The organism is Streptomyces sp. TSRI0107 (assembly GCF_001905845.1).
In the GTDB taxonomy this organism is placed as follows: Bacteria; Actinomycetota; Actinomycetes; order Streptomycetales; family Streptomycetaceae; genus Streptomyces.
In genome coordinates, this window is sequence record NZ_LIVZ01000001.1 from 801,932 (window position 1) to 818,266 (window position 16,335).

The 16,335-nt window shown below is 73.8% G+C and carries 15 protein-coding genes and 2 pseudogenes; 6 read left to right on the forward strand and 11 right to left on the reverse strand.

Annotated elements, in window-relative coordinates; translation table 11 throughout:
- Nucleotides 1-145: 145 nt before the first annotated feature.
- Nucleotides 146-2,209, forward strand: coding sequence for an MDR family MFS transporter (locus AMK31_RS03575; RefSeq protein WP_073938813.1), 2,064 nt, complete (start codon nt 146-148; stop codon nt 2,207-2,209).
- On the opposite strand, the gene AMK31_RS03580 is transcribed toward AMK31_RS03575, so the two are convergent.
- Entirely contained in the window at nt 2,202-2,711 is a 510-nt protein-coding gene (locus AMK31_RS03580) for a GNAT family N-acetyltransferase (RefSeq protein ID WP_073938981.1), read from the reverse strand. The genes AMK31_RS03575 and AMK31_RS03580 overlap by 8 nt on opposite strands.
- Nucleotides 2,712-2,799: 88 nt before the next feature.
- On the opposite strand from AMK31_RS03580, the gene AMK31_RS03585 reads away from it, so the two are divergent.
- On the forward strand, nt 2,800-3,465 hold the full coding sequence (locus tag AMK31_RS03585; RefSeq protein ID WP_073938814.1) for a hypothetical protein: 666 nt from the start codon (nt 2,800-2,802) through the stop codon (nt 3,463-3,465).
- A 5-nt stretch (nt 3,466-3,470) separates the two neighbouring features.
- A complete protein-coding gene (locus tag AMK31_RS03590; protein WP_385311948.1) occupies nt 3,471-4,133 on the forward strand; it encodes a hypothetical protein in 663 nt (220 codons plus the stop codon).
- A gap of 32 nt (nt 4,134-4,165) precedes the next feature.
- Here the strand turns inward: AMK31_RS03590 and AMK31_RS03595 are convergent, their stop codons facing one another.
- Nucleotides 4,166-4,573, reverse strand: coding sequence for a J-domain-containing protein (locus AMK31_RS03595; protein WP_073938815.1), 408 nt, complete (start codon nt 4,571-4,573; stop codon nt 4,166-4,168).
- A gap of 104 nt (nt 4,574-4,677) precedes the next feature.
- Between AMK31_RS03595 and AMK31_RS03600 the strand changes: the two genes are divergently transcribed.
- The gene (locus AMK31_RS03600; protein WP_073938816.1) at nt 4,678-5,070 is read left to right on the forward strand and encodes an FHA domain-containing protein; all 393 of its coding nucleotides are present in this window, start codon (nt 4,678-4,680) and stop codon (nt 5,068-5,070) included.
- 19 nt (nt 5,071-5,089) lie between these two features.
- Here the strand turns inward: AMK31_RS03600 and AMK31_RS03605 are convergent, their stop codons facing one another.
- Both AMK31_RS03605 and AMK31_RS03610 read right to left on the reverse strand, forming a co-directional pair.
- Nucleotides 5,090-5,761, reverse strand: coding sequence for an O-methyltransferase (locus AMK31_RS03605; RefSeq protein ID WP_073938817.1), 672 nt, complete (start codon nt 5,759-5,761; stop codon nt 5,090-5,092).
- Between the two features lie 45 nt (nt 5,762-5,806).
- The gene (locus tag AMK31_RS03610) at nt 5,807-6,934 is read right to left on the reverse strand and encodes a DUF2330 domain-containing protein (protein ID WP_079186652.1); all 1,128 of its coding nucleotides are present in this window, start codon (nt 6,932-6,934) and stop codon (nt 5,807-5,809) included.
- A 253-nt stretch (nt 6,935-7,187) separates the two neighbouring features.
- Here AMK31_RS03610 and AMK31_RS03615 point away from each other — a divergent pair, with 253 nt between their 5' ends.
- Complete coding sequence (locus AMK31_RS03615; protein ID WP_073938819.1) at nt 7,188-9,158, forward strand: bifunctional glycosyltransferase 87/phosphatase PAP2 family protein; 1,971 nt, start codon at nt 7,188-7,190, stop codon at nt 9,156-9,158.
- A gap of 46 nt (nt 9,159-9,204) precedes the next feature.
- Here the strand turns inward: AMK31_RS03615 and AMK31_RS03620 are convergent.
- A pseudogene (locus AMK31_RS03620) lies at nt 9,205-9,597 on the reverse strand (steroid 3-ketoacyl-CoA thiolase); the annotation flags it as partial.
- Here AMK31_RS03620 and AMK31_RS39540 point away from each other — a divergent pair.
- Nucleotides 9,578-9,913, forward strand: a pseudogene (locus tag AMK31_RS39540) (cytochrome P450); the annotation flags it as partial. The pseudogenes AMK31_RS03620 and AMK31_RS39540 sit on opposite strands and share 20 nt — an antisense overlap.
- 71 nt (nt 9,914-9,984) lie before the next feature.
- On the opposite strand, the gene AMK31_RS03630 reads toward AMK31_RS39540, so the two are convergent.
- The 6 genes from AMK31_RS03630 to AMK31_RS03655 form a co-directional block, all read right to left on the reverse strand.
- Nucleotides 9,985-10,404, reverse strand: coding sequence for a transglycosylase SLT domain-containing protein (locus AMK31_RS03630; protein WP_073938820.1), 420 nt, complete (start codon nt 10,402-10,404; stop codon nt 9,985-9,987).
- 311 nt (nt 10,405-10,715) lie between these two features.
- The gene (locus AMK31_RS03635; protein WP_073938821.1) at nt 10,716-11,546 is read right to left on the reverse strand and encodes an ECF transporter S component; all 831 of its coding nucleotides are present in this window, start codon (nt 11,544-11,546) and stop codon (nt 10,716-10,718) included.
- On the reverse strand, nt 11,543-13,222 hold the full coding sequence (locus tag AMK31_RS03640) for an ABC transporter ATP-binding protein (RefSeq protein ID WP_073938822.1): 1,680 nt from the start codon (nt 13,220-13,222) through the stop codon (nt 11,543-11,545). The genes AMK31_RS03635 and AMK31_RS03640 overlap by 4 nt, the downstream gene beginning before the upstream one ends.
- Nucleotides 13,219-14,346, reverse strand: coding sequence for a CbiQ family ECF transporter T component (locus tag AMK31_RS03645; RefSeq protein WP_073938823.1), 1,128 nt, complete (start codon nt 14,344-14,346; stop codon nt 13,219-13,221). Before AMK31_RS03645 ends, AMK31_RS03640 begins: the two co-directional genes overlap by 4 nt.
- Nucleotides 14,339-15,004 (reverse strand): SCO2322 family protein, encoded by a 666-nt coding sequence (locus tag AMK31_RS03650; protein ID WP_073938824.1) that lies wholly within the window; start codon nt 15,002-15,004, stop codon nt 14,339-14,341. The genes AMK31_RS03645 and AMK31_RS03650 overlap by 8 nt, the downstream gene beginning before the upstream one ends.
- Nucleotides 15,001-16,236: a prenyltransferase/squalene oxidase repeat-containing protein gene (locus tag AMK31_RS03655; RefSeq protein ID WP_073938825.1), complete on the reverse strand. Its 1,236-nt coding sequence runs from the start codon at nt 16,234-16,236 to the stop codon at nt 15,001-15,003. The genes AMK31_RS03650 and AMK31_RS03655 overlap by 4 nt, the downstream gene beginning before the upstream one ends.
- Between the last annotated feature and the right edge of the window lie 99 nt (nt 16,237-16,335).

Here is a 16,335-nt window from a genome sequence, read left to right on the forward strand (position 1 = left end):
AAGAACTCCAGAGATTATGCAGATTCCGTGGAGGTTGAGGTCGCCTGCCTGGGTATTCGACAGGGGTCAAAACCGACTCGACAGGCCATAACGGGTCACACCGATCACGATGGAAAGGTGTCAGCCGAGCCCTCGGGAGGTCTTCATGGCCGAGGATGCGCGCAGCCCCGCCGCCCAGACACGCGGCCCGCAGCGCGGGGTGAACACCGGGGAACACGTCTCCGGCGACGTACTGGTCTCGATCGGCGCGCTGCTGCTGGGAATGCTGCTCGCCGCGCTCGACCAGACGATCGTCTCCACCGCGCTGCCCACCATCGTCAGCGAGCTGGGCGGCCTGGACCACCTGTCGTGGGTGGTCACCGCCTATCTGCTGGCGTCCACCGCGGCGACTCCGCTGTGGGGCAAGCTGGGCGACCAGTACGGGCGCAAACGGCTGTTCCAGACCGCCATCGTGATCTTCCTCATCGGCTCGGCGCTGTGCGGCCTCGCACAGAACATGCCACAGCTGATCGCGTTCCGCGCGTTGCAGGGCCTCGGCGGCGGCGGACTGCTCGTGCTGTCCATGGCCATCGTCGGCGACCTGGTGCCGCCCCGCGACCGGGGCCGCTACCAGGGCCTGTTCGGCGCGGTGTTCGGCGCGACCAGTGTCCTCGGCCCGCTGCTCGGCGGCCTCTTCACCGAGCATCTGAGCTGGCGCTGGGTCTTCTACATCAACCTGCCGGTCGGCGTCGTCGCGCTCGCCGTGATCGCCGCCGTGCTGCACATCCCGCACCGCGCCACCAAGCACGTCATCGACTACCTCGGCACCTTCCTCATTGCCGCGGTCGCCACCTGCCTGGTCCTGGTGGCCTCCCTCGGCGGCACCACCTGGAGCTGGGCATCGCCGCAGATCGTCGGCCTGGCGGTGCTCGGCGTGGTGCTCGCGGTGGTGTTCGTCGCGGTGGAGCGGCGCGCGGCCGAACCGGTGCTGCCGCTGAAGCTGTTCCGGATCCGCACCTTCACCCTGTCCGCGGTCATCAGCCTCGTCGTCGGCTTCGCCATGTTCGGCGCGATGACCTACCTGCCGACGTACCTCCAGGTCGTGCAGGGCGTCTCACCGACCATGTCCGGCGTCCACATGCTGCCGATGGTGCTGGGCCTGCTGCTGGCGTCGACGGCGTCCGGACAGATCGTCAGCCGCACCGGCCGCTGGAAGGTGTTCCCGATCGCGGGCACCGGCATCACCACGCTCGGCCTGCTGCTGCTCAGGCAACTCGACGAGCACAGCTCGGACGCGCAGATCAGCGGCTTCTTCTTCGTCTTCGGCCTGGGACTCGGCCTGGTCATGCAGGTGCTGGTGCTGATCGTGCAGAACGCCGTGTCGTACGAGGACCTGGGCGTCGCCACCTCGGGCGCGACCTTCTTCCGGTCGATCGGGGCCGCGTTCGGCGTGGCCGTGTTCGGCACCATCTTCGCGGGCCGCCTCGGCGACAAGCTCACCGCCGCCCTGCGCGGCGCCGAACTGCCGCCCGGCGTCTCCGTGAACGGCCTGGAGGCCGACCCGCGCGGCCTGGCCGAACTGCCGGCACAGCTGCGGCCGGCGGCCCTGCACGCCTACGCGACGGCCATCACCGACGTCTTCCTGTACGCCGCGCCGGTCGCCCTCGTCGGGTTCGTGCTGGCCTGGTTCCTCAAGGAGGACCGGCTGCGCGCCTCCGTCACCGCGCCCGACGGGACGGAGACGCTGGCCAGCAACCCGGTCGAGCGGTCCTCGTACGACGAGGTGTGCCGGGCGCTGTCGGTGCTGGGCACCCGCGAGGGACGGCACGAGGTGTACCGGAAGATCACCGCGCGGGCGGGCTACGACCTGCTGCCCGCGGCGAGCTGGCTGCTGCTGCGGATGAAACGGTACGGCTGGGTGGAGCCCGGCGTGCTCGCCGAGCGCACCAGCGTGCCGCTGGGCATCGTCCTGGACGGCGCCCGCCAGGTCGAGGAGCGGCGGCTCGCCGTCCGCGACGGCATCGACCTCGTCCTCACCGACCAGGGCCGCGAGGTCGCCGAACGGCTGGCACAGGCGCGCGAGGAGTCGCTGGCCGAACTGCTCGGCGACTGGTGGGGGCCCGACCGGCCGACCGATCTCGTCCAGCTGGTGCGGGAACTGAACGGCGAACTGTGCGGCTCGACCCGCGAACAGCCGCATGACGAGCGCCCGGTGCCGAAGTTCAGCTGAGCGCCTTGGCGAACCAGTGCTCGGCGTACGGCTCCGCGTTGTGCGGGGCGGTCTCCGCGTAGCCGAGGCGGGCGTACAGCGCGCGGGCCTCCACCAGGTCGCCGCGCGTGTCGAGGATCAGCCGACGGGCGCCGAGCGCGCGTGCCGCGTCCTCGGCGGCGGCCACCAGCAGGGCGGCACCGCCCTTGCCGCGCAGCTCCGACAGCACGAACACCCGCGTCAGCTCGGCCACCGACGCCTCCGCGGTGCGCCGTACGCCCGCGGTGCCGGCGGGCGTGCCGCCGTACCGGGCGACCAGCAGCCGCCCGTCCGGCGGGGTGAGCCCGCCCGACGCCCCGGCCGCGATCTCCCGCTCCAGCTCGTCCGGGTCGGTGCGGCGGTCCTCGTGCAGCAGGTACCAGCGGTCGCTGACCTCCGTGTAGTACGCCCGCCAGAGCGCGGTCGCGACAGGGGAGTCGACGGGTTCGGGAGTGACGGTCCAGGCCGTCGTCGGCTGCGGCATGACGGTCATTCTCGTGCGCGGCCCCGCCGTTTGGGCGGGGGCCCCCGGGCAACCCGGTCAGCGTTCCGAGAACCCGGAGGGCAACCGAATGTCCACAGGCTTGATCGTTGCTTTGATCGTGATCGGGGCGGTCGTCGTCATCGGCGCGGCCGTCCTGCTGATGCAGCGCCGGGGCGCGACCGGCGGGCGGGACCTGAAGCGGCGCTTCGGTCCCGAGTACGAGCGGACCGTCGCCCGGCACGACGGAGACACCAAGGCCGCCGAGCGGGAACTCGCCGGACGCGTCGAACGCCACGGCGGCCTGCGTGAGCGCCCGCTGGAGGCGGGCGAGCGCGGCGAGTTCGAGGCGCGCTGGCAGGCGGCGCAGGAGCGGTTCGTCGACTCGCCGCGGCAGGCGGTGACCGAGGCGGACCTGCTGCTCGCCGAGCTGGCCGGGGCGCGTGGCTTCCCGGACGGCGGGCAGTACGAGGAGCAGCTCGCCGCGCTGTCCGTGCACCACGCCGCCCACGTCCACGGCTACCGGCGGGTCCACCGCCTGGCCCGCGCCGACGGCGGAGCGGGGCAGGCGGAGCAGGGCACGACCGAGGAGATGCGCGAGGCGATGGTCGAGGCCCGCGCGCTGTTCGAGGACCTGGTGTCCCCGAACCGCCGGGACCACGACGAGCCCGGCGACCGCCGCCCGCCGCACCACGCCCGCCGCGGCCGGTCCCACCTGCCGTGGGGCTTCACCCGGCATCACGCCAAGGGGAGTTGAGCCATATGACCGAGGTGCCGCACACGCACAGGGGCGGCGAGGACGAGCGCAGGATGCCGGGCGGCGGCGGGATGCCGCAGGTCCCGGGTGAGCAGGCGTCCGGCGGGATGCCGCAGGGGTCGGGCGGGGTGCCGCAGGGCCCCGGCGGGCAGGTGCCCCCGGAGATGCAGCCGCCCGCCGGACCGGGGTCGCAGGCCCCCGCCGGTCAGCCCGCGCAGCCCCCCGGCGGGCAGCCGTCACAGACCCCCGCCGGTGGTCCGGCACAAGCCCCCGCCGGTGGTCCGGCACAAGCCCCCGCCGGGGCGCCGGCGTCCACCGCGGTCGGTGCGCGCCGGCAGTCCGGTGTGGAGGCAGGGGCCCCGCGCGCGGAGAAGGCGTCGCATCTGGCGCCGCTGCTGGCGCGCGGTGAGGCGGACAAGCTCGCGGAGCGGCTGCAGCACGCGGTGACCGGATTCGTGGACGGCCCGCGGGCCGCCGTGGAGGAGGCCGACCACGTGCTGGAGGAGATCGCGGACCGCTTCACGCAGGCGGTCACCCAGCGGCGGCGCACCCTGCGCCGTTCCTGGGAGGAGACCGACGAGGCCACCCCGCCGTCGTCCGACACCGAGCGCCTGCGGCTGGCGCTGAAGGACTACCGCGAGCTGGCCGACCGGCTCCTGCACCACTGACCCGGCCGCAGGGCGACCCGCCGGCCCGCCGGTCAGTCCGCCGCCCGGCCCTCCCGCCACCGGCGTACGACGTCCTCGACGTCGTACGGCTTGAGTCCCAGCGGAGGGCCGGGCGGCGGCTTGTACATCATGTCGCGGATCTTCACGTTGACCGCCTCGACGATCTTCCGGGCGGCCCGTTCGGAGGGCGCGGTGACGGCCGCCAGCAGCGCCTCCTCCGCCTCCTTGCGCAGCGCCAGCGTCGGCGGCAGCACGGAGACGCCCTCGCGGGCCAGCTTCCGCTTGATCCACCACTGTTCGTCGTACGCGGCCTCGACATCGCCCGGCAGCGGCTTCCCCGCGCCCGGCAGCCGCTCGAACTCGCCGCGTGCGGCGGCGTCACGGATCTGCTTGTCGGTCCAGGACTCGAAGCTCACGCCGGGTGGCTTTCGCTCGGTCATGCGGCCATTGTGCCGGACGCCGTACCCCCGGGCGATTTATCATGCGGCGGCGACCGGCCGATCCGGCCGTCGCGCAAGGGCGTTACAGGACGAAGGAGCCGCACGTGCTCGAACTGACCATGGCCTCCGTCTCCGGGGCGGACGCGGGAGCCACGGCCGGCATGCTGATGGCCGACGCGCCGAGCGAGCCGGGAGCCGTGCTGCGGGTGGGCCGCGACAAGTCGGTGTGCCGGCTGGTGACGCCCGACGACTGGCTGTTCGTCTCCCGGGTGCACCTGGAGTTCCTGTACGGCCCGGACGGCGTCTGGCACCTGACGTGGCTGCGCGGTTCCCAGGCTGAGCCGTCCTCCGAGGTCCGGCTCAGGGTCGGCGAGCACGCGCAGCCGCTGCCCTACGGCGGCACCGTGCCGCTGCCGCACGGCGGCGACGGCGAGGTGGTCATCCAGGACCGCACCGCCCCGCGCAGCGTCAACGTGGGCTTCTACCACGAGGTCTGACGGCCGGCGCGGCGCAGGATCACCCCACCACCCGTGCCACGGCGAACCCGTCGTACCCCTTCGGCCCGACCGTCTGGATCGCCGTTCCGGTCAGCCTCGGGTGGGAGGCGATCAGCTCCAGGGCCGCGCGGGTGCCGCGGACGTCGGGCTCGTCGTCGTCCGGGTCGGCGATCCGCCCGCCGCGCACCACGTTGTCGACGACGATCAGGCTGCCCGCGCGGGTGAGCCGCAACGCCCACTCCACGTAGTGGGCGTTGTTGGCCTTGTCCGCGTCGATGAAGACCAGGTCGAACGGGGGCGGGTTCTCGTCGGCGAGCTGCGGCAGCGTCTCCAGCGCGGCCCCCACCCGCACCTCGACGATCTTCTCCAGACCGGCGCGGGCGATGTTGCGGGCGGCCACCTCGGCGTGCTTGGCGCTGTACTCCAGGGAGATCAGCATGCCGTCGGCGGGCAGCGCGCGGCCGAGCCAGATGGTGCTGTACCCGCCGAGGGTGCCGATCTCGAGGATGGCGCGGGCTCCGGCGACCTGGGCGAGCAACTGGAGCAGTTTGCCCTGGGGCGCGGTGACGCCGATCGCGGGGAGTCCGGCGGCCTCGCTGTCGCGCAGGGCCGCCTTGAGGGGCTCGTCGTCGGGGGAGAGACGGCTGGAGAAGTACTCGTCGACGGCGTGCCAGGTCTGCGACTCGCTCATGCGCTCCCTGCCTCGAAGGTCAATTAGAAGCCCTAACTAGATGCCCTAACGAAGGTAGTCGGGCGAGGTGTTCCCCGCGAGGGCGGCACGCCGGGACCGGCGCCGGACGGACCGGCGTCCTGCGACGGCGAGCGCGGCCACCGCCGCGACGGCCCCGCCCACGGTCAGCAGCCACGCCGGGATACCGGCGACCGTGCGCAGCCTGTCCGTCCAGACGACCTCCTGGAACGTGGCGTCCGACGCCGCCCGCCCCAGCCGGTGGTCGCCGGAGATCCGCGACGGCACCGGGAACTCCTGGGTGACTGCGGTCGGGTACGGGGTGCCCTCGGCCAGTTGGGCCAGCGCCCCGGACTTTTCGGCGACCCGCCCGGCGTAGGTCACCCGCGGCGCGGCCCCTCCGATGGTGCCGCGCGGCTCCATGCGGTGGTCGGCGAGCACGTACAGCCCCAGCGACTGCGGCTCCGCGGCCAGCCGGGACAGCCGCATCGGGTAGACCGGGGCGTCGGCGGCGAAGCTCAGGTGGATCGGGTCGAGGGTGCCGGTCAGGACCGTGCCGTCGGCGTCCGGGGCGAGCCGGACCGCCACGTACTCCCAGCGCTGCTCCACATACGGCTCCAGCGCCTGGCGCAGCCGCGCCGGGAAGGTGAAGCCGTTGTCGCGCAGCCAGCGGTCCAGCGCGGCCGGGTCGGTCGCGGTCAGCCGGGCCACGTCGAACGAACCGAGCCGCTGCCGCCCGACCACGCCGACCCCGGCGCCGGCCGCGTCGCCGGGCATCGGCGCGCCCGCCGTGTCGTCGTCCTCGACCAGCGGCCAGTCCCCGTTGCGCGGCCAGAAGTAGTACCGGTCCCGGTGCACGGGCGCGGTGGCCTCGCGCACCTCCTCGAACAGCTCCGGGTCGCCGAGCCGCACGGTGGCCCGGTTCGGCACGGGCATGATCCAGGCGGCCCGCTCGGCGTCCCCGCCGACCGTCAGGCTCATGACGATCTGCTCGCGCCGCCCGTCCCACCGCACGACGGACTCCTCGCGGCCCACCGACACCCGCCGCTCAGCGTCCGGCAGCATCGCCCCGCACCCGCACGCGTATGCCGGCGCGATCAGCAGCGAGCCGAGCTGGATGCCGAGCAGTGCGACGACCACGGCGAGAAACCGCGCCCGCGACCGGACTGTGCCCATGCCCCGTAACCCCCCCATAGAGCCGTTCCCGTTGTCCAGGACTACCGACGGTGACGTGGCTCGATCCGGTTCCGGCGCGGTGATCGACACCGTCTCGCGGAAGCGGCCGAATACCGCCCCCTATATCTCCTTTCGGATAAATAGGGACAGACAGGGATAGAACGTCGGGTGAAGCGGGGATGGCCTGCGTCTTCCTCCGGAGGCGCCGCTCGCCCCTCACAGGGTCACGAACGGGGCGGGAGGCCGACGAGGCGTGTTGAACGCGGAGCACACCGAGCGACCGGCGGGACCCATCGGAGCGACGGCGGCCGGGGAGGCCGGAGCGCGCCTGCGCGCGGCCCGGCTGGGCCTCTGGCTGATCGCCGCGATCCTCGCCGTCCGCCGGCTGGTGCCGCACGTCGAAGGCTCCCTCTACGACTCCACGCGCTTCACCGGCACCCCCTTCGGCGGCCTCGTCCTCAAACCCCTCACCCGTCCGGCCGAACAGGCCCTCGGCTGGGGCTGGACCTTCGGCACCCTGCTCCTCGTCGTCGCCCTCGGCCTGGTCGCCACCCGCGCCCTGCCCCAGCCGGTCAGCCGCCGCACCGCGCTGCTCGCCGCCCCCGCCGCCATAAGCCTGCTCATGCTGTCCCTGCCGGTCCGCAACGCCTTCCGGCTCGGCCAGACCGGCATCATCCCGGTGCTCCTCGTCCTCGTCGGCTGCTTCGTCGTCCGCGGGCAACGCGCGAGCGGCGCCCTCGTCGGCCTCGCCGCCGCCCTCCAGCCGACCGTGCTGCTCTTCGCGCCGCTGCTGTGGTTCACCGGCCGCCGCACCGCCGCCGCCTCCCTCGGCACGGCCTTCGCCGGCGTCACGGCGCTGGCCTGGGCGGCGATGCCGCACGACTCGTACACCTACTGGGTGCACCACCTGGCCGGTGCCGGCCTCGGCGGACGCGCGGACGACCTCGCCAACCAGTCCCTGCACGGCACCCTGCTCCGCCTCGGCCTGACCGGCCCCCTGGAGATCGCCCTCTTCCTCACCCTCAGCGCCGCCGTCGCCGCCCTCGGCGTGCGCCGCGCGGTGCGCTACGCGCACGACGGCCAGCTGCTGCTCGCCGTCGCCGTCACCGGCTGCGCCGCGATGGTGATCTCGCCGACCGCCTGGCAGCACCAGCTGCTGTGGGTGCTCCTCGCGGTCGTCGGCCGGGTCGGCAAGCGGGCCGCGGACCGCCCCGTCTGGCCGGTCGCCGTCATCCTCGTGATGACCCTCCCGGCGGAGATGATGCTGCCGGACATGGGGTTCCTGCACCCCCTGCGCGACAACACGGTCCTGGTCGCGGCCCTCCTCGCCGCGACGGCCGTCCCCTTCCTCTCCCGGACGTCCCCGTACTACGACTCACCCGTCCCCACCGAGTACGCCGCCCCGGCCACGTCCCGCTTCAGGCACCTACCGCTGCTGCCGCGCGTGCTGCGCCGGGTGCCGGCCCGCCCCAACCTGCTCCTGGAACTCCTGCTCATCCGCGTCGCCTACGCCGCCTACTCCCAGGTCCGGCTCGCCGCGACCGGCGGCACCGTCTCCGGCGGCCGGGAGCGGGCGGAGCAGCACGGCGAGCAGATCCTGTCGATCGAACGCGCCCTGCACATCGACATCGAGCACGCCGTCAACCACGCCGTCGTCGAGGCCGACTGGCTGTGCGGCTTCTTCGACTCCTACTACACGTCCTTCCACTTCGCCGTCCCGCTGACGGTCCTCGGCGTCCTGTACCGGCGCCGCCCGGTCGACTACCGCTGGGCCCGCTCCACGATCGGCCTGACGACCGTCCTCGCCCTCGTCGGCTTCTGGGCGTACCCGCTCGCCCCGCCCCGCCTGATGCCGGACCTCGGCATCATCGACACCGTCAACGGCGTCCAGGACTTCACCCAGCCCGACTACGGCACGCTGACCTCCCTGGCCAACCAGTACGCCGCGATGCCGTCGCTGCACTTCGGCTGGTCCCTGTGGTGCGGCCTGGTCATCGCGATCGTCGCCCCCAGGCCGTGGATGAAGGCGCTGGGCCTCCTCCACCCCCTGTTCACCGTCATGGCCATCGTCGCCACCGGCAACCACTGGGTGCTGGACGCGGTGGGCGGCGCGGCGGCCGTCCTCGGCGGCTTCGGCCTCGTGTACGTCCTCCAGGGCCCGAGGACATCGGCTGCCGCCGATCCCGACTCCGGGGAGAGATCCCTGGAGAAGGACAGCAGCTGATCCCAGCCGCCGCCCTCTGCCTCTGCCGGGAGCCGTCTCCCGGTGTCTACAACCGCTGAATGATCGTCCCGGTGGCCAGTCCGCCCCCGGCGCACATGGTCACCAGCGCGAACTCCTGGTCCTCGCGCTCCAGTTCGTGCAGTGCCGTCGTGATGAGCCGGGCCCCGGTGGCGCCCACCGGGTGCCCGAGCGCGATCGCGCCGCCGTTGACGTTGACCTTCTCCAGGTCCTGGTCGAAGACCTGCGCCCAGCTCAGCACCACGGACGCGAACGCCTCGTTGATCTCGACGAGGTCGATGTCCCGCAGCGACATCCCCGCCTTGCCCAGCACGGCCTTGGTCGCGTCGATCGGACCGTCCAGGTGGAAGTGCGGGTCGGCGCCGACCAGCGCCTGGGCCACGATCCGCGCCCTCGGCTTCAGCTTCAGGGCGCGAGCCATCCAGGACACCGAGCTGGGCGGCAGGCGGATACGCGAGGGCGACCGCGTCGGCCTCTTCTACTCCTCCGCCAATCACGACACCGAGGTCTTCACCGCCCCGGACGTGTCCGGCATCACCCGGGACCCGAACCCCCACCTGGGCTTCGGGGGCGGCGGTCCGCACCACTGCCTCGGCAAGTCCCTGGCCGTCCTGGAGATCGACCTCATCTTCGACGCGATCGCGGACGCGATGCCGGGGCTGCGGCTCGCCGGGGATCCCCGGCGGCTGCGGTCGGCGTGGGTCAACGGGGTGAACGAGTTGCGGGTGGAGGCGTGAAACGCCCGAAGGCGGCGGCCCGGGGATCGGGGGCCGCCGCCTTCGGGCGTGCTGCGGGTGGCAGGTTCGGCTCAGTACCAGCCGTTCGCCTGCCAGAAGCTCCAGGCGCCGGCGGGGCTGCCGTAGCGGGACTTCATGTAGTCCAGACCCCACTTGATCTGGGTCTTGGCGTTGGTCTGCCAGTCGGAGCCGGCGGCGGCCATCTTGTTGCCGGGCAGGGCCTGGACCAGGCCGTAGGCGCCGGAGGACGGGTTGGTCGCGTCGACGTCCCAGCCGCTCTCGTGCTCGACGATCTTGCTGAAGGCGTTGAACTGGGCGGCGTTCGGGATCAGCTGCTTCGCGATCGCCTTCGCCTCGGAGGGCGAAGCAGTCGTCGCGGCGTGCGCCGGAGCGGCGGTCAGCGCCATGCCGGCGGTGGCGGCGGCCACGGCGGCGGTGGTGAGGGCCTTCTTCGGGGACGCGATGCGGCGGGCGATGCGGGCGACAGTCACGGAGAACCTTTTTCTTCGGGGACGGTGTGGTCGCTGCGTGCCGTGACCCCGCTGTGCGGGGCGCCTGGCATGCGTCGGCGCCGAGGCCCGTGGGCTTGTCGGCGCCGTGCGACGTCATCCAGAGAAGCAGCCCGGAAAGCCGTCCGCAATGACCCCCTTTACTAGTTGTGGTCGCATTCGGGGTGAAGGTCGTTTGTGTGACGTGGCTCTCAACGCGCAGGTCAGACGCCTGAATGGCGTGGACATGGCGTCCGTTTTGTCTCCTATTTCACTTAGTAAGTGATGTGCGTCCTGTGGGATGGTTCACGCCCTCAGCGGGTTCTGGGGGCCTCGAATGTGACCCCGGTCTCGAAAGCGGCGCGCCGCGTGGCCCTCCGCAGCGCCTTCAGCACCGCCGGACCGAGGGCGAACGTGAGGGCGACCGTCACCAGCGCACGCCCCAGGTCCCAGCCGAGGGACGTCGCCAGGCAGTACGCGGCGAACCGGGCCAGGTTGGCGGAGACGGCGGCGTCCGGGTCGAAGGCGATGTTCGAGGCGAGCGCACCCATGAACGGCCACCCGGCCATGTTCATGATCGTCCCGTAGGCGAACGCCGCCAGAAAGCCGTAGACCGCCAGCAGCACCAGCTCCCCCCAGCCGCGCAGCCGGTCCGCGCCCGGCAGCAGCCCCGCGCCCATCGTGAACCAGCCCATCGCCAGCATCTGGAACGGCATCCACGGGCCGACCCCGCCCGTGAGCAGCGCCGACGCGAACATCGTCAGCGAGCCCAGGACGAACCCGAAGCCCGGTCCGAGCACCCGGCCGCTGAGCACCATCAGGAAGAACATCGGCTCGATGCCCGCCGTGCCCGCGCCGATCGGCCGCAGCGCCGCGCCCGTCGCCGCCAGCACGCCCAGCATCGCCACCGCCTTCGGGCCGAGACCCGACTCGGAGATCGTCGCCGCCACCACCGCGACCAGCAGCACCAGCAGTCCCGCGAACAGCCACGGGGCGTCCTGCGCGTGCGCCGCGACCGCCGAGGCCGGCGGGGCGAGGAACGGCCAGAACACCGCCGCCACCCCCACCGCGCTCACCAGGCCCAGCGCGGCCAGGGAGCGAGGGCCCAGCCGCACCGCGCGGGCCTGCCGCTGCACGCCGCTCACGCCAGCGCCTCCCTCACCTGGCTCACCGTGAGCCAGCTCTGCGGCGCCAGGATCTTCGTCACCTGCGGCGCGAACGACGGCGAGGAGACCACCACCTCCGCGGTCGGGCCGTCGGCTATCACCTCGCCCTCCGCGATCAGCACCACCCGGTGGGCGATCTCGGCGGCGAGCTCCACGTCATGCGTGGCCAGCACGATCGCGTGCCCCTCGGCGGCCAGCTCCCGCAACAGCGTGACCAGGCGCGACTTCGCCGCGTAGTCCAGGCCCCGGGTCGGCTCGTCGAGGAGGAGGAGCGGCGGGCGGGCGGTCAGCACGACGGCCAGCGCGAGGGTGAGCCGCTGGCCCTCGGAGAGGTCGCGCGGGTGGGTGTCGTCGGTGATGCCGGGCAGCAGGCCGGAGACCAGGGCCCGGCAGGTGCCCGGCTCGGCGCCCGCGTCCGCGTCGGCGGCCGCGCACTCGGCGGCGACCGTGTCGGCGTAGAGGAGGTCCCGGGGTTCCTGCGGCACCAGGCCGACCCGGCGCACCAGCTCGCGTGGCTGGGTGCGGTGCGGCACCGCGCCCCCGACCCGCACGGACCCGGCGGCGGGCTCCACCAGCCCCACCAGCGAGGAGAGGAGGGTGGACTTGCCGGCGCCGTTCCGTCCCATGAGGGCGACGGTCTCACCCGGGGACACGGTGAGGTCGACGTGCCGCAGGGCGGGCACCCGGCCCCGGCGCACGGCGAGGCCCCGGACCTCGGCGACGTGGGGGGACGCGGGTGCGGGCTCGGCCCTGCGGAACCAGCGGCGGGGGCTCTCCGGCGGGGCGGGAGTGGACGGTTTGGGCCGGCGGGTTTCCGGGGCGGCGGCTTCCGGTTGGTGCTCCCGGAGACATTCCCGCAGGCCGGTCGCGCGGCGGCGGGCGTCGCGGACGGTGAGCGGCAGCGGGGACCAGCCCGCGAGGCGGCCCAGGTCCACCACTGGCGGACACACCGGGGACACGGCCATCGTCTCGGCCGGGGTGCCCAGCACGGGGGCCGCGCCGGGGGAGGGGAGAAGGACGACCTGGTCGGCGTACTGGACGACCCGTTCCAGGCGGTGCTCCGCCATCAGCACCGTCGTCCCCAGGTCGTGGACCAGGCGCTGCAGGACGGCCAGGACCTCCTCGGCGGCGGCCGGGTCCAGCGCCGAGGTCGGCTCGTCCAGGACCAGGACGCTCGGGTGCGGGGTCAGGACCGAGCCGATCGCCACCCGCTGCTGCTGGCCGCCGGACAGCGTGGATATCGGGCGGTCCCGGAGACCGGTCAGACCCAGCAGGTCCAGGGTCTCCTCGACCCGGCGGCGCATCACGTCCGGGGCGAGACCCAGCGACTCCATGCCGTACGCGAGCTCGTCCTCGACCGTGTCGGTCACGAAGTGGGACAGCGGATCCTGGCCCACCGTGCCGACCACGTCCGCCAGTTCACGCGGCTTGTGGGTACGGGTGTCCCGCCCGGCGACCGTGACCCGGCCGCGCAGGGTGCCGCCGGTGAAGTGCGGGACCAGCCCGCCGACCGCGTTCAGGACGGTGGACTTGCCGACCCCGGACGGCCCGACGAGCAGGACGAGTTCGCCCTCCGGCACCTCGAAGTCGACGTCGCGGACGGTGGGTTCGGCGGCCCCGTTGTACGTCACGGAGACGTTCTCGAAGCGGATCACGACGGCTCCTTCGGGTCAGGGGCGACGAACGCCGGGAGCAGGCCGAGGAGTACGGCCGCCGCGGGCCAGAGGGGGAGGGCGGGGGCGGTCAGCGGGACCACCCCCGGGTGCAGGGCCGCCGGATCGGCGGAGGCGGCCAGCGCGAGGGACACGGCCACCGCCGCGCCGGAGCCCGACACCAGCCACGCGCGCGGCCCCCACGGGTCGGGCCGGTACCGGGTGCGCGGCGAGCGGCGCCCCCCGAGCCACAGCCCGGCGAGCGCGGCACCGACCCCGGCCAGCAGCACCGGAACCCCGTACGTGCCGCCCTCGGCGGTGAGCAGCCCGTACGTCCCGGCGCACACCCCCAGCAGCCCGGCGAGGGTCAGCACGGCCGTCGTGCGGCGCACCGCCGCCGGGACCTCGGCGGTACGGCCGTAGCCGCGCGAGTCCATCGCGGCGGCCAGCGCGACCGACCGCTCCAGCGCGCCCTCCAGCACCGGCAGCCCCACCTGGAGCAGGCCGCGTATCCCCGAGTCCGGCCGCCCCCGCAGCCGGCGGGCGGCACGCAGCGGCTGGGCGTCCGCGATCAGGTTCGGCGCGAACGTGAGCGCGACGACCACCGCGACACCGGCCTCGTACAGCGCCCCCGGCAGCGACTTCAGCAGCCGCGACGGGCTCGCGAGCGCGTTCGCCGCGCCGACGCAGATCAGCAGCGCCGCCAGCTTCAGACCGTCGTACAGGGCGAAGAGGAGCACCTCGGCGGTCACCTCGCCGCCCAGCCGGATGCCCTGCGCCCAGTCCGGGAGCGGCACCTCGGGCAGCTCCAGCAGCACGTGCGTGCCGGGAATCGGCGAGCCGAGCGCGACCGCGAACACCAGGCGGATCAGCAGGACCGCGAGGGCGAGCTTCAGGAAGGCGCCGTAGGAACGGGCCCACGGGGTGCTCGGGCGGCGGGCCGCCACGACGTACGCGGAGACCGCGATCAGCAGGGTGAGGAGGAGGGGGTTGGTGGTGCGGGTGGCGGCCATGCCGAGGGAGAGGGACCACAGCCACCAGGCGCCGGGGTGGAGCGATTCGGCGCGCCGGTGGCGGGGCGTGGCGGGGGCGCCCGCCGGGGTGGGCCGCGCGGACCGCTCAGTCATGCCTGCGTCGCCGGGACTGCCAGACCGCCGCCGCGGCCAGTACCGCCACCGCCGCCGCGCCCGCGACGAGGCCGACGGACGGGCCGCCACCGTCCTCCTCGGCGGAGGTCTCCTCCGGGGCGGTGGATCCCTCGGGGGCGGCGGACTCCCGCTTGTCGCCGCTGACCTGCTCCCCGCAGCCCTTCCGCGGATAGCCGGAGATGGCGCAGAGAAGGGCGTTGGTGTCGTAGCGCAGCGGCTTGGCCACGGCGGCCAGGGCCTCGGCCGTCGTCGCGTCGGGGTCGACCCGCGCGCAGGCGGTACGGCGCTCCGGCGGCGTCTCGCCGGCCGGCGCGTCCGCCGCCGTGCCGAAGTCGATGACGAGGGCGACGCGCTTCTCGCCGTCCCGGGCGGGCGTACGGGCGCAGATGACGTCGAAGTCCGCCGTGCCGCGCGGCTGGGCGGAGTCCTGGGAGTCCTCGCTGACGGAGAAGCGGAAGCCCTGCACGTCACCGTCGGAGGGGCGCGCGGTGGCGGGCCCCTGGGTGGCGTACGTCCAGCGGTCGCCGTCGCGGTCCCAGAAGGACCAGTAGCGGTAACCGGTGGCCTGCGCCTGGCCGGTGTTCAGCAGCGGGAACAGGACGGCCAGGAGCAGCGCGGCGGCACGGCGGAACCTCACCCCTGCTGCCCCTTCTTGCGGCCGCTGATCAGGAAGCCGATGCCGATGCCGGCGACGAACAGCGCGCCGACGGTCCACCAGACGGTGTTGCCGCCGTCGTCCTCGTCGGCGACCCGCTTGCCGGGTTCGGCACCGCGCTCGGCGGCCTGCGGGGCCGGGCCGGTCGCGCCCAGCTGCTCGACGAGGTCGGCGCCGCCGAAGTTGTGCGGGTCGGTCTGCCCGGCCAGGGCGGCGAAGATCAGCTGGGCGTAGGCGGCCGGGCCGCTCTGCTTCGCCCAGTCGGCGGAGTTCTTCTCCAGCCACTCCAGCGGCTTCGCGGCCCGCTCGGCGCCGCCCTGCGCGGCCAGCGCGACGACCGCGTCGGCGGTGTTGCCGTAGTCGGGCTGGTCCTCGGCGCCGGGCAGCGCGGAGACGAGGTGGCCGTCCTTCGCGACGGCCCCGGCGAGGTAGGCGGCACCGTTGGCGGCGGCCTGCTCGGGCGTCTTCGCCCGCTCGCACTCCGGGGTGTCGGCCTGCTTGGCCGCCGGGGTGGTCAGGCCCTTGCCGAGCGCGCCCAGCACGCCCGCGGCGGTCGCGTCCGCGTTCGCGGCGAGTTCGCCCTTCTTGCCCGGCTGGTAGGCGAAGGCGCCGCCGCCGTCCTCGTCGCAGGGGACGGAGAAGCCGAGCAGGGCGTCGTACGGCGACTCGCCCTTGCCGTCCTCGCCGCGGACCTCGGCGGGCTTCTCGCCGGCGACGGCGAGCGCGCCGATCACGATCGAGGTGGAGTTGGCGTCGCTGGGCGAACCCGCGTTGTAGCCCCAGCCGCCGTCCTCGTTCTGCACGGACTTCAGCCAGTCGACGGCCTTGCCGGTCTCCGTGTCGTGGCCGCCGAGCGCGACCAGCGCCTGCACGGCGGCGGAGGTGGCGTTGGTGTCCAGCATGGTCTTGGCGTCGCAGGCCTTGGCGGTGTCCGCGCGGAACGAGGCGAACGCGCCGTTCGCGCACTGCTGTCCGGTCAGCCAGGCCACCGCCTCGTCGGCGGGCCGCACACCCACGGTGTCCTGGGCGAGCAGGGCGAGGGACTGCCGCCACACGCCGTCGTAGGTCGGGTCCCCGCTGCCGTAGAGGCCGGACGGTATCGCCACGGACGGCGAGGCGGACGGGGACGGGTCGGCGGCCTGGGCGACCGGGGTCGCGGCGACGCCGATCACTGCGGCGGCGGCCAGGGCCGCGGCGCTGCGGCGGACGTTCATGATCGGCGGATGCCCTCTCCCTGTGGGGAGCCGGGCAGCACGGGAGGACCCGGGCGGCCCGGCTCCGTGAACCTCGACGGTGCTGAGCCGTTTCACGTG